At 43.3% G+C, this 13,621-nt stretch carries 11 protein-coding genes; 4 read left to right on the top strand and 7 right to left on the bottom strand.

Translation table 11 applies throughout. The features are described 5' to 3' along the window. Positions 1-15: 15 nt before the first annotated feature. Positions 16-1,389, bottom strand: a complete 1,374-nt coding sequence (locus tag V1L65_RS09570) for an ABC transporter substrate-binding protein (protein WP_331698907.1) — start codon at positions 1,387-1,389, stop codon at positions 16-18. Between the two features lie 193 nt (positions 1,390-1,582). On the opposite strand from V1L65_RS09570, the gene V1L65_RS09565 reads away from it, so the two are divergent. Continuing rightward, the gene (locus tag V1L65_RS09565) at positions 1,583-3,412 is read left to right on the top strand and encodes a sensor histidine kinase (RefSeq protein ID WP_331698906.1); all 1,830 of its coding nucleotides are present in this window, start codon (positions 1,583-1,585) and stop codon (positions 3,410-3,412) included. Continuing rightward, complete coding sequence (locus V1L65_RS09560; RefSeq protein ID WP_331698905.1) at positions 3,409-4,977, top strand: response regulator transcription factor; 1,569 nt, start codon at positions 3,409-3,411, stop codon at positions 4,975-4,977. The genes V1L65_RS09565 and V1L65_RS09560 overlap by 4 nt, the downstream gene beginning before the upstream one ends. Here V1L65_RS09560 and V1L65_RS09555 read toward each other — a convergent pair. The 4 genes from V1L65_RS09555 to V1L65_RS09540 all read right to left on the bottom strand — a co-directional run bounded on the left by V1L65_RS09555 (position 4,974) and on the right by V1L65_RS09540 (position 8,903). Beyond that, a complete protein-coding gene (locus V1L65_RS09555) occupies positions 4,974-5,927 on the bottom strand; it encodes a hypothetical protein (protein WP_331698904.1) in 954 nt (317 codons plus the stop codon). The two genes, V1L65_RS09560 and V1L65_RS09555, sit on opposite strands and share 4 nt — an antisense overlap. Positions 5,928-5,971: 44 nt before the next feature. After that, positions 5,972-6,601: a bifunctional 4-hydroxy-2-oxoglutarate aldolase/2-dehydro-3-deoxy-phosphogluconate aldolase gene (locus V1L65_RS09550; RefSeq protein ID WP_331698903.1), complete on the bottom strand. Its 630-nt coding sequence runs from the start codon at positions 6,599-6,601 to the stop codon at positions 5,972-5,974. A 318-nt stretch (positions 6,602-6,919) separates the two neighbouring features. Further along, the gene (gene dgoD, locus V1L65_RS09545) at positions 6,920-8,068 is read right to left on the bottom strand and encodes a galactonate dehydratase (protein ID WP_331698902.1); all 1,149 of its coding nucleotides are present in this window, start codon (positions 8,066-8,068) and stop codon (positions 6,920-6,922) included. A 55-nt stretch (positions 8,069-8,123) separates the two neighbouring features. Continuing rightward, positions 8,124-8,903 (bottom strand): SDR family NAD(P)-dependent oxidoreductase, encoded by a 780-nt coding sequence (locus V1L65_RS09540; RefSeq protein ID WP_331698901.1) that lies wholly within the window; start codon positions 8,901-8,903, stop codon positions 8,124-8,126. A 149-nt stretch (positions 8,904-9,052) separates the two neighbouring features. Between V1L65_RS09540 and V1L65_RS09535 the strand changes: the two genes are divergently transcribed. Further along, a complete protein-coding gene (locus V1L65_RS09535; RefSeq protein WP_331698900.1) occupies positions 9,053-9,931 on the top strand; it encodes an AraC family transcriptional regulator in 879 nt (292 codons plus the stop codon). A 91-nt stretch (positions 9,932-10,022) separates the two neighbouring features. On the opposite strand, the gene V1L65_RS09530 is transcribed toward V1L65_RS09535, so the two are convergent. Continuing rightward, a complete protein-coding gene (locus V1L65_RS09530; protein ID WP_331698899.1) occupies positions 10,023-11,456 on the bottom strand; it encodes a PAS domain S-box protein in 1,434 nt (477 codons plus the stop codon). A gap of 336 nt (positions 11,457-11,792) precedes the next feature. Between V1L65_RS09530 and V1L65_RS09525 the strand changes: the two genes are divergently transcribed. After that, on the top strand, positions 11,793-11,918 hold the full coding sequence (locus tag V1L65_RS09525; RefSeq protein ID WP_331698898.1) for a hypothetical protein: 126 nt from the start codon (positions 11,793-11,795) through the stop codon (positions 11,916-11,918). Positions 11,919-12,523: 605 nt separating this feature from the next. Here V1L65_RS09525 and V1L65_RS09520 read toward each other — a convergent pair. Then, positions 12,524-13,462 carry an NAD(P)-dependent oxidoreductase gene (locus tag V1L65_RS09520; RefSeq protein ID WP_331698897.1) on the bottom strand — a complete coding sequence of 313 codons (939 nt, stop codon included), beginning with the start codon at positions 13,460-13,462 and terminating at the stop codon, positions 12,524-12,526. Positions 13,463-13,621 lie beyond the last annotated feature (159 nt).

The raw sequence follows: 13,621 nt of genomic DNA, 5'->3' as shown, positions 1-13,621 counted from the left end.
ACAATTTAAAATTACTTACTGGTTTTGAGCGTCAAACAGCTTTTTACGATCGTTGTCAATCGCTTCTAGCACTTGGATCGGGGTCTTGCTGCCGAGCATCAGCTCTTGAATGTACTTGCCGATAATGGTGTTATCCCAGTAAAGCAGGCCATATTCCATATCCAGCCCTTGACCGCCCGGCGCGTTTTCAAGGATCGTTTTGCCAGCTTGCGACGGCTTGCCCGCTACATCCGTGAACGAAGGATTAGACTGCAAATCAGGACGGCCGTCATAGAACGTATTCAGGTTTTCCGGCTTTGCCATAAAGTCAAAAAACTGCTTCACGCTGTCCAAGTTTTTGGAATCTTTGTAAGCTACGCGCATATTGCCGCCTGCTGAATGCGAATACATATCATTGCCTGCCAGCGGGATCGGGAACATTTCCCATTCATTTGCTTTTGAATCCGCATATTTTTCAGCAACCTCACCTTGATAAGACTGATACATCATAATCATGGCCGATTTGCCTGTGCCCATTGCCTCATAGCTGGAATCCCAAGCATTGGACAAAGAATTTTTACCGAAGTAGCCTTTGTCATACAGTGTTTTGAACTCCGCCAAAAATGACTCAAACTCTTTTACATCCGCAAATTTCATCTCTTGATTGTTCAGCTTGTCGTACAAGCCCGGGTTAGCTTCTGCAGCCTTTGGACCGAATTGCGAGAACCAGATCGCCCAATACCAGGCTTCCTTGCCAACCATATAAAGCGGTGTTTCAATGCCGGCTGCTTTCAATGCATCTGCAACCTGCATCAGCTCTTCCATTGTTTTTGGAACCTGCAAGTCATGCTTCGCAAACAGCTCTTTGTTGTACAAAATGCCCCATCCATCTACGTTCCACGTCATGAAGCCGCTAATTTTATCGTTGATCGTCGTGCCTGCCTTGGCATAAGGCGCATAGCGCGATACCCATTCTTCATTGGACAAATCGGCAAAGTATTTTTCCGGCAAATATTTATGTGCTCCTGAGCCTGCACCGACCATGAATATATCCGGCACTTCGCCGGAAGTCATTTTGGTTTTCAAAACGTTGGCGTACTGATCATCGGGCACCACCTGCAAATCGACTTTAATGCCCGTTTCTTTTGTAAAGGCTTCTATTAATTCCGAATCTACCTTTGATCCTTTATTCACCCAGTTTTGCGAGGCGACAAAGGTCAGCGTTACATTTTTCTTCTCTTCACCGTTATTTGTCGCCGCAGGCGTTTCCGAATTGCTTGATGAGCCTGGATTATTGCTTGGGCTATTGCTTGGATTATTGCCTGTTTTTGATCCGCACGCCGCCAGAACAACAACCAGGCAAAGCATAAGCAGACTGATGATCCATCCTCTTGATCCCATTCTTTTCATTTCTGATCCTCCCGTTAGTAACTGATCTGTTCTTTCTGCAATTAAATTGTAACCCCTTTCAAATAGGTATTGAATATAAAATACTGACATAAAACTGTGGACATTATTGACCTTTTGCATTTTCATTTTCAAAAAGACAAATAAAATTATTATGTTATAATCAACATGATTATTGGCTGATTGGGAGGATATCGTGTTTACATTCAAAAGTATACAATCCAAATTATTCATCAGTTATTCCAGTTTAATTTTAATTATTTTAATCGGGCTTGGCATATCCTTCTATGTTTCCACAGCAAATGCCTTAAAGAAACAAGCTGCTGAATCCAATCACCAGCTTTCATTAAATCTGTCCGATACGCTTGACTCTCAGTTTAAATACATGGATTCAATTGCAGAAAGAGTCATCAGTGCAGAGCCAGTCAAACAATTATTTTTTTCCAAGAGCACCGATCGAGATATTACTATTCTTCATAATAAATGGGATATTACGAGCATGTTATTTTCAATAACCGGCATTCCTTTGCAATTTTATCAAATGAATCTGTTTGATTTGAGCGGCCACTTCGTCAAGTTTGGAAAAGAATACGATGTCCAAGACCTTGACCCTGCTATTATCCAAAGTAAAAAATGGATTGACCCGATCTTACAATTGGATGGCAGACGAAGTATTTCTATACCTCGCCCTAATGATTGGGATCCATCCGGCACGATCATTATTTCGCTTTCCAGAGCATTCTCCGAAGTTTTCGGCGCCAAGGTTGACAGCATCGTAGAGATTCAACAGGAATACAAACAAATTGAGGCTCTCATCGAGCGATCCGTGAATCAGGATAATCCTCACTCTTCCATAAACACGGCTGTATATGTATACCATTCAGATGGTTTCCTTATTTATCCTTACCAGCCCGAAAATAACAGCTTGAATGAGCTATCCGCTTTTTACTGGGACAATATGCAAAAACGTTCCGAAGCTAAAACCTTTTCAATTAAAAACCCTTTTAATCATGAAACAGACAGCATTTCGTTCACAAAATCAAAGTTCACAGGATGGACTGTCGCATTGGTGCAGTCGGAGGCTAATCTGCTGCAGCCAGTCGTTCATTTTCGCAGCAAATTTCTTTTCTTTGGCGTCATTATTTTATTTATTACAATGATCGTTACATTCTTCGTATCCAAAGGCCTCACCTTGCCTATTAAACGGATTCGAAAATCTATTAAAATGCTCAGCCTGGAAACATTAGAACCGAAGCTAAATAATAATGTGTCATTAAATGAATTAGAAGAGCTTAATCAATCTTTCCTTGACATGTGCAATCGCTTAAAATCCTCACTTGAAGAGGTCGTATCTGCAAAATCACATGAAATACAGGCTAGGCTATTCGCACTGCAAGCTCAGATGAATCCGCATTTTCTATATAACACGCTAGCTATAATCAGCATTAAAGCGGAAAATCAAAATCAGGATGAAATAGTAGAGATGTGCCACAATCTTTCTGAAATGCTGCGTTATATTGCTGTTGAAAGCTCAAAGCCTGTTACGATAGAACGAGAAATCGATTATACACTAAAATACTTGGAACTGATGAAAATACGTTATATGAACCAGTTTCATTATGATATCGACGTACCTGCCGAAATGAACGAGATTCAAGTGCCTCGCCTGCTTATTCAACCGATCGTAGAAAATTGCTTTAAGCACGGCTTTACACAAAAGCCTCCTTGGACGATTTCAATAAAAGGAGAATATACGGATCAGTTTTGGAAAGTAACGATCCGCGATAATGGCGTCGGGTTTGATGAACAAACAATCAGCCAGATCAGGAGCAAAATTAATGAGCAATCGGTCAAATATGGCGATGATTCTGAGCTGTTGAGCAATATTGGCTTAACCAATATTTATTACCGGCTCAAGCTGTTAAACAATCATCACGTCGTATTTGAAATTTCAAATGCTCCCACTAACGGCGGCGCTGTGATCATCATTGGCGGAAAACGAATAGATGAAGGAATGATAAAATGAAAACTGAACATAGCTACACCGTTATCGTTGCCGAAGACGAGCAAATTATTTTAGACAATATCATTCAAAAAATTGAACAAACAGACCTGCATTTCAAAGTTATTGCTTCCGCATTAGATGGAGAGGATGCTTTATCGCTGGTCGAGCAAATGAAGCCTGATATTTTGTTCACGGACATTCATATGCCTGCAATGGATGGCTTGGAGCTGATCCAGCGCGCCAAAATAATGAGGCCGGAGCTGGAAATCGTTATTATTAGCGGCTACAATGATTTTTCTTATGCGCAGCAAGCGATTCGATTAGGTGTGACTGATTATATCCTTAAGCCTGTAAAAAAAGATTTGCTTATGCAAACTATGGTTGGCATCAAAACTAGACTTGATAAAAAAGCTAACAAGCTGGAAAGCGACATTATTGAAAGACTGGTGCATGGCATCAAGCCAGCGTCAGCGTTGCCCGAATCGATCAAAACGGAGCAGTTCCATATGTATTTCATTTGTCTAGGCAATCAATATACATATACTGCCGATGTTCTCGATACCGACTTCTTTGACCGGCTTTGGTCGATGATCGATTGGTCTAAAATAACAGCGAGTATTTGGGACAAAGCCATGTCATGGCGGGTAATCGACGACAAATTCTTTAATCAGAAATTTCTTGTTCTGTCCAGCAGCAAACAGGCTTATCATGCAGAGGAGCTGATAAATGCGATCTCTTCCTCGCTTCTGGACTCAATTCCTATTACAATCTGTGCCGAGGAGTCGCCTGTAAGCTTGGAACATATTCGGGATACAGCGCGTATGCTGAGGGCTTCCCTTGAACGAAATTTGCTATGCTGCCTTTCCTCGATTATTACGACGAAGGAACGAAAAGCGCCGGACAGACCATCCCATAATTACGATTCTATACACATGAATTCCATGAAATTATTCGTCAAGCAGCAGCAGTTTGATTCGCTGCAAAGCGAACTGCTGCATCTATTCACCGAATGGCAGGCGAGCAGCATGACACAGCGGCAGCTGGAGAAGCTGCTGGTCAATCTGGCGGTGGAGCTTATGGGGCTGATTGGCTGTGAAGACGACGACATTATGGCATCCATCGAAAAAGAGCTTTATGAAATTATTGCGATATCCATCGACAACGAAAGTCTTTTCAACGATGCTTTACAAGTATTGAATAGCTATATGAGCTCTTATATTAATCCACGGAAGAAAGTAAGCGACACTTCGGAGGAGCTATACAACAAGCTGGAAGAATATATTCGTATGAATATATCTGAGCAAATTACAGTTTCCTCGCTGGCTGAGAAATTCAATTTCAACTCGTCCTATATCATCAGAGTGTTTAAAAAATGCAGTGGAGAGCCACCGATGAGATACCTCACCTTGCTGCGAATAAACGAGGCTAAGCGATTGATCGAGAGACAACCCGAGCTGGATTTCAAAGACATTGCTGAAATTATAGGCTATTCCGAGCAGCAGTACTTTTCTCGTGTATTCAAAAATATAACCGGTATGAGTCCTTCCGAATACAGAGAGTCTGCAAAAAAGAGCGGACTATCTTAACGATAGTCCACTCCCAGTTTTACATGGATTGACCAGCTAGCTGATGCTCCTGGTTCCAGCAGCAATGTTTTTTTTCGCTTATGTGCTTCATCCAAGCTATCGTAAAAACCGTTACATGGCTCGAGAGCGACCATCAGCTTGTCATTGTAATGGCCCTCATTGATCCACAGTCCAAAGTAAGGCAGCTCCTTGACTAACCAAGACAACTGTACAAATTCGCCTGTGTCCTGCTCATACAGCCCCGCCAGTCCTGTTGCAAACGGAATTCCAGCGTAAAATTTCCTCGAATCCTTCGCCGAGATCGGGGCAAGCCGATCTATAGCCATTCCGCTATGAACTACAGCCCCTTGATTCCACTTGTATGACTTTCCCTTTTCGTATCGTTTACCCCCAACTACGCAAAGTACCGAATCAAGTTCTGGCGGTAATCGTATTTGCGTATGCTCAGTAGCGGAAAACAAAGGATGCGCGCACCAAAAAGCGGTTATCGGCTCCTCAGAAGGATTCCTAACCAAATATGAAAATCGAAGAGTCTGCTCATCAATAAAGCTGATCGTTCTAGTAAAAGAATAAGGCAGTGCCTTTCCGCTTGTTTCTGTTACTAAGCTATGTTCGGCCATGCTATACGTCCACGGAACAGACCACAGCTCGCCATGATCCGGCAAATGAGCATGTTCATAGGAGCCCGGCAGCGGGTAGTGGCATGCGTCAATCGTCGGAAAGCATTCATCCCAGCCATGCATCATCTCCTCCGAGAATGTATCGCCATAGCTTGCCTGACGAATTCCTTCTCCTAGCGCATTAACAAGCCATTCCTTACCTGTTTCCTTGTATTGCAGTGATACAATGCTGCCTCCCGCTTGCGGCAATACGATTAGCTTAATAGCGGCGCTTTCCATAAGTATGGCGTAGCTGCCTCGAAAGTCCGTTTGCTTGACTATGATGTTCACTCCCAAGACCCTCCATCCAATTCCGTTTTCATTGCGAATTTCGTTTAAAGCTGCTGCGCCGCAGCTGCGTATTGCATTGCATGCTCTTTTAAGCCTTTAAAATCTCCTTCTTGAATGAGTGCCCTATTCACTAAACTTCCTCCCAAACCAAAAGCTCTCGAGCCAGCTTCCGCATATGCTTTCATATTGTCCAAGCTTACTCCGCCAGTCGCCATCATCGGGATATGAGATAAAGGCCCCTGCAGTTCTTTCATATATGAAGTACCGAGACTGCCCGCTGGAAACACTTTTACGACATGCGCGCCAAGTGTCCATGCCTTTACAATTTCAGTGGTCGTCATAGCGCCTGGATAGAGGTCAACCCCTGCCTCAAGACCGCATTGAATGACGCCTTCATCAACATTAGGCGAAATAAGAAATTGAGCGCCAGCTTCCACCGCTTCCCGCGCCATTTGCTCATTAAGCACCGTTCCTGCGCCAATGAACATTTCACTGGTGTACCTTTTTCTCCAGCGCGCAATCATGCCGGCCGCGCCTTCCGTGTTCATCGTCACTTCCATAAAACGGATGCCGCCCTGATACAACGCTTCAGCTACATCATCTGCCTTTTCCTCCGGCACGCCCCGTATAATGGCTACGATTTTATGCTTAAATAATTGCTCCGTCAATGACATAGTGTATACCGCCTCTACCTCGAGTCAGATTAGACTGTCGATTCATTATGGATAAGACAACAAGCAATGGAAAAGGATGGCGCTGCGATCCAAGATTGGACTTACAACCGCTGTTGTATTACAATTTTTATTGATTTCATGACCCATTAATTTGTTAAAATTGTAACACAAAGGCGGCCACTATCGTTTCTCCAGTTCCAATCTTGCCCTCCGCTTCCCCTTTGTTTACTTGACGTATTGTTATCCATAATGAATCGACAGCTTCTAGATTAGCCTCACAACCGATGTTGTCCACATTGAATCAAGTCGCTACTGCTCTTACCATTCCGTTACGGATCCGTCCACGTTGCGCCATACAGGATTGCGCCAACGATGGCCGACCGCAGCCATTTCTCTTACCTTTTCCTCATTAATTTTGACTCCCAGACCCGGTGTTTTCATTCTTTCAACAAAGCCATCCTTATAATCAAATACCGAGCGGTCTTCCAAATAATCAAGCAGGTCTGAGCCCTGGTTATAATGAATGCCGAGACTTTGCTCTTGGATGAACGCGTTCGGCGTACAGAAATCGAGCTGCAAGGATGCTGCCAGCGCGATCGGCCCGAGCGGGCAATGCGGAGCTACGGCAACATCATAAGCCTCTGCCATTGCCGCGATTTTGCGAACCTCCCAAATGCCTCCCGCATGGCTTAAATCGGGCTGAATAATATCCGCGGTTCCCTCGGCAAGCAATTGCTTAAAGCCCCAACGCGTATACATCCGCTCGCCTGTCGCGATCGGGATAGAGCTGATTTGGCTTAGCTGCTTCAAAGCTTCGTTATTTTCCGGCAGCACCGGCTCCTCTATAAACATAGGCTTGAACGGCTCCAGCTCTTTAATAAGCGCCTTGGCCATTCCTTTATGAACCCGGCCGTGAAAATCTATGCCGATTCCGATGCCATACCCGACAGCTTCTCGAACGGTGGCCATATTTTGCACCGCTTGCATAATCTTTTCACTGGAATCGATCCACTCCATGTCAGCCGTACCGTTCATCTTGAGCGCGGTGTAACCGGCAGAGACTTGAGCTTTGGCAGCTGTCGCAACATCCTCGGGACGGTCCCCGCCAATCCATGCGTATACCTTCATCCGGTCGCGAACAGCGCCTCCCAGTAGCTCATACACCGGCACTCCCAGCCGCTGCCCTTTTATATCCCAAAGCGCTTGCTCAATGCCTGATATAGCGCTCGTCAAAATCGGGCCGCCCCGATAAAAGCCGCCCCTGTACATGACCTGCCACAAATCTTCGATTTGTCCAGGGTCCCTGCCTATAAGATAGTCACCAAGCTCCTCGACAGCCGTGCGAACCGTATCCACTCTTCCTTCAACTACCGGCTCGCCCCAGCCAGCAATTCCTTCATCCGTCGTAATTTTCAGAAATAGCCAGCGCGGCGGCACTTGAAACAGCTCCATTGAAACAATTTTCATATAAATCCTCCTTTTAAATTAGCTTCCGGCATTGAATTGGCAGCCTTTCGTAATCTTAACAAAGCTTCGAATGATACAGCCTCGTAGATAACCCTCCATCTAGCAAAAGCTCGGCACCTGTCATCATCGCGGAATCATCTGAAGCGAGAAATAAAGCAAGCTTCCCCACATCTTCTGGAGTACCGATCCGGTTGCCCGCATGCAGCGAGATGACTTCCGCTTCAATTTCAGCAGCTTTCCCGTCATTTTCCAGCCATTGACGATAATGTGGGGTATTCGTAAATCCCGGGCAAATCGCATTGACTCGAATACCGAGCTTGCCTAAGCTTAGCGCCATGCTGCGGGTTAAACCGTTCACACCTGCTTTGGCTGCGGCGTACATTTCTGCATCAGGCAATGTGGCTACTGAATGATTCGAAGAGATGTTAATAATGGAGCCTTTTCCTTGCCGCTTCATATGCTCAGCCGCATATTTGCTGCATAAAAATACGCCCCGCAAATCAATGTTCATTAACCGGTCCCAATCGGCTGACGTCGCCTCCAATATTGGCTTAAATACAGTAATTCCCGCGTTGTTAACGAGCACATCAATTCGGCCAAGTGCTTCCACCGTTCGCTTAACCATACCGCAAATGCTCTGTTCACTTGCTACATCCGTTTGGATGAATAGAGCAGATCCTCCTAGTTGACGCAGCTCTTCAGCTGTTTGATTACCCGACTGCTCATCTATTTCGCTGACTACGACTAATGCGCCTGCTTTTGCAAATTCCAAGGCAATCCCTTTGCCAATGCCATTGCCGGCTCCGGTTACGATAACTACTTTTCCGTTGTGCAACGCCTCATCCCCTCTCCATTTATTTTATTGCAGCTTATAGCCTAACTTTACTGCGATGTCAGACTATATTAAAATTCATATTAATATGATTGATATGGACAATAGTCTGATAGATACCAAATTAGCACGGTTATGGAGAGGTTTAAACAATGCGAAAAAAAACGGGATTTCCATCCGAGAAGCTATTTGTGCTTCATGAGAGGCTGATCGAGGAATTATCGCAGTACCCGCTTATTAAACCGTTATTTATAACGGATATCGGATTTTTCCCAAAAGCCAAGTACCATTATCGTGAACGAGCCGAAGGCTCGTCCTCTTATATTCTGCTTTTCTGCATAGCTGGCGAAGGCTGGGTGAAGCTTGGTTCATCTGGCAAGCAGCATGTACAAAAGAATGATCTTATCGTCATACCGCCGAACATGCCTCAGAGCTATGGAGCAGCGGAAGCAAATCCGTGGAGCATTTATTGGATTCATTTTACCGGAATCTTAGCTGAGCATTACTTCGAGCTGCTGCCGCTTCAGGAGAATAAAATGCAACTTTCTGGGGCCAGTGCGATTCAATGGATTAAATTATTTGACAGCTGCTTCGATACGATTTCGGAAAAAATCTATTCGCTACCTCACTGCATCTATGCCAATCAGCTGCTTCAGCAAATGCTCTCTTTGCCCTCGCTGCAGCCTGCTGATCCGTCTAACCAGGCTTCAAGCAACTGTGTAGACCGTTCAATCGAATATATGAAGCAGCAGCTAAGTGCTAATCTTACAGTCGGGCAGTTGGCAGAGTTTGTCCATCTTTCCCGGTCACATTATTTATCTGTGTTCAAACGTGTAACCGGAATATCGCCAATGCATTATTTTATGCGATTGAAAATTCAGCAGGCCTGCCAATATCTTGACTTTACCGACTGTTCTATCAAGGAAATCAGCCTAAAGGTCGGCTTTCAAGACCCGCTTTATTTCTCAAGAGCATTTCATAAAATAATAGGGCAATCGCCAAGTGATTATCGGAAGATTATGAAAGGGTAATTTTTATAAAAAAACGGCCGTCCCCATAAAAAAGATCCGAACATTCACAAACTGTGGATGTCCAGGTCATTTTTAGGTTATCTTATGCTGATCATTCATGGTAAGGTAAAATAACATCAATTGTTGTTCCTTTATTAACAACACTGTTAATATGTATCCATCCTTTATGGTCATTAATGATCTTATAACACATCATCAAGCCTAATCCAGTTCCGTTATCTTTAGTGGTAAAAAAAGGTTCGCCTAAGCGGGGGATAACACTCTCATTAATCCCTGAACCTTGATCGATGAATCGAATGAGGAGGTTATCTTTTTGGACAACAGCTTTGATACGTATAATTCCGCCATTTTGCATTGCCTCTATTGCGTTTTTTAATATATTAACGAATACTTGTTTAATTTCGATTTCGGAGCTTTCTATTAAAGGAATATTGTCCTTCATTTCAACATGGAATTGAATATTATTTAGAGCAGCCTGTGCTTCAAGTAATGTTACAACGCTTCTTAGAATCATCCCTATATTATTTTTCCGAAAACTTGTTTCATGCGGCTTCGAAATAATTAAGAGTTCATTTACAATACTATTTATGCGATCAATTTCTGAAATCATTATATCGAAATATTCTGCTTTTCCCATGTGGCAGGACATAATTAATTGTAAAAAACCCCGCAAAGAAGCTAACGGATTACGGATCTCATGTGCAAGTCCAGCAGCTAGCTGCCCAACCACATTCAGTTTATCTGCTTTCCGGAAAAACTCTTCCGATTTCTTTCTTTCCGTTATATCCCGGGTTATGCCAGTCAAAGCAACAACAACATTCCTCGCGTCCTTTATCGGCGATAAGGTTAAAAAGACATGTATCAATTCTCCGTCTTTTCGTTTACGTATCGTTTCGAGACTTATAGATGATTCCTTTCCAGTAAGTACCGGTTTACAAATTTCTACAAGGCTATCGTATATATTTTCAGGGATACTAGGCAGTTGCTTTCCGATGAGTTCTTTTTCAGACCAGCCGTATATTCTTTCGAATGCATCGTTTACTCGAATAACTTTTCCTTCAGTATCAGTCACACATATGCTATCTGCGGAGTTCTTTATTACGGACTCTAGCAATTCCTTTGTTGCCCTTAGTTCTTCTTCTGCTTTCTTTCGTTCGGTAATATCCACACATGAAGCGATTACTTCGATCACTTTGCCGAATTGCCTAATTGGTTGCAGGGATGCCAGATAATATACCCCATTCAATTCACTCTCATATGTAATATCTTCTTTCCCTTCCCATGCCTCCCTATAAAACGATTCTTTATTTTTTGCTATTTCAGCGGGAAGAATCTCGCCTAGTTCCCTCCCAATAACGATTTCCGGTGTTAAGCCTATTTTAGATAACAATTTTCCTGCAATAAAGGTATGAATAAAACGACCTTCTACATTTTTGAATTTAAATGTCATACCTTGCTGTTTTATTAGAGTTTCTCCTAATTCTTCACATGAGATTTTCAAGGAATCTTCTGGGGATTTTTCCATAGGCTTTTCATGCTCCTTAGTTGAAATTAAGTGAATAAGAAAATTGTTACGATAAAATGATTATTCTACATGAATTGTTTTTCACCTTCTCGAAACTTTTTTGTAACCTTTGCTTTCTTTTGGAATTGGTTGAAAAAAGATAGACCTTAAGGAACTCCACCTCAGGTATAAAAAAATACTGTTTGGTATTAATATTCCTTACTTCTTCTGTATACTCTTTTAGTTCTGCCTGTTAATTTAACATCTTACGATTCCGAGTTGTCCCCAGTTAAACATCTTATAACCTGCCCACAGTGAATCGACAGCCTTATGGCAACCGTTAGCGGGAACAAGAGAATGGCGAAGAAACAAAAGAACAGTGGTACAGCGAAACAGCAGAGCGGCGGAATAGCGACACAGCAGAATAGTGAACCAACAGAGCAACAGAGCAGCAAAACAGCGGAACTGCCGAGTAACGAATGAATTCTAACGGTTGCCACAGGCGCTATTCTTGCTTTTTTTAATGAATTTATTTTCTAACGGTTGCTATCGAGCTTAATACGGTAAAAACCGCTATTTTCTTCGAAAAATGATGCAATAGCGCTTATGGTAACCGTTACATGTTCAAATAGGCTAAAATAATCGAAATAGCGTCACTGGCAACCGTTAGCGGGAACAAGAGAATAGCGAAGAAACAAAAAAACAGTGGTATAGCGGAACAGCAGAGCGGCGGAACAACAGAGCGGCGGAACAGCGGAACAGCAGAGCAAAGAATGACCCTAACGGTTGCCACAGGCGCTATTCAAGCTTAATTTAGTGTCTATTCGCTGACGCGCTAAATTGTACTTTCTGCATGAAAAAGCTCCCCTTTTAGCAGCAGGTTTTGTTATTTCACCTGTCTACTTAAAGGGGAGCTGTTCATTTATGGGTTAGCCCCTATGTGGTAATCACAAATCTAATTATGCTATTCCGTTCTTAGCAGCAAATTAAGCGCTTTGCCCTAAAATGGCTGATGGCCTTGTCCTTAATACAAAAGGGTAAGGCCATTTGTTGAATTGTTTCACTGTACCGTTAAATTTAATCCCCAATTAAATCTGATTCAAATTGTTTTGCGGAGGCTCATTCCCCATGACACGATTAATATTGCTGACAAAGAAGCGGTATCTCGTTTCATGGAACTTCATTCCATCTGGCATACCTGCTGTATGCGGGGTTAACGTAACGTTGTCCAGCGAACGAAGCTCGCTATCCAAGCTTAGCGGCTCTTCGGTGAACACATCCAGACAAGCACCGCCAATTACACCGTTCTTCAACGCTTCGATCAGGTCAGGCTCGCATACAATCGGGCCTCTTGCCGTATTGACCAATACTGCGTTGCTTTTCATTTTGCTCAAAAATGTCCGATCAACAAGGTTTCTTGTTTCCTCATTAAGGAAAATGTTAATGGTGACGATATCCGAATGGGCTAACAAAATATCTAGATCCACCAGCTCCACACCATCGCTTGAAAGTGATGGATTGTTGTCATAGGCCAGCACTTTCATATTAAAGGCTTGAGCAAATTTGCCTACCCTAGAGCCAATTGCGCCATAGCCAATCGTCCCGATAGTTAGCCCTGACAACTCGCCGCCTGTATAGGAGAGCTTGGTCTCATCGCCTTTATGTTTCATAAAACGGTCCAAGTACGAAATATTTTTATAGTGGTTTAATATTAAAGCCATAATATGCTCTGCAACCGCATTGGCATTCACGCCTGCTGCATTACTCACCCAGATGCCGCGCTTCGTGCATGCTTCAATATCCACATTGTCGTAGCCAGCACCGGTTTGAACTAATTTCAAGCTCTGAGCTTGGTCCAACAAAGCCTCGTTCACTTGAATATGCTCTGGAATAAGCACCTCTGCATCCCCGATAAACTGTTCGATCAATTGCGGCTCTATAATATGAATTTGCCAGTCATGCGGAAAGGATTGTACGACTCGCTGCTTGGAATCATCGTTAAAATAGCCCGTAATGAGTACGTTCATGTCTAGCTTTTCCCCCTGTTGGGAGTTCGATTAATTGTGGATAGGGCAACAAGCAATTGAAAGGGATTCCACTGCGATCAAGTTTGGGATTCCGACCGCTGTTGTAGTCCAATTTTTTTGAATGAATAACCCCGGTAAAGGATAAAATTGTCCTACAAA

It is taken from the genome of Paenibacillus sp. IITD108 (genome assembly GCF_036541265.1).
Lineage (GTDB): Bacteria > Bacillota > Bacilli > Paenibacillales > Paenibacillaceae > Pristimantibacillus.
The sequence above is the reverse complement of the archived record's forward strand: the minus strand, read 5'-3'. Positions and strand labels throughout refer to the sequence as shown.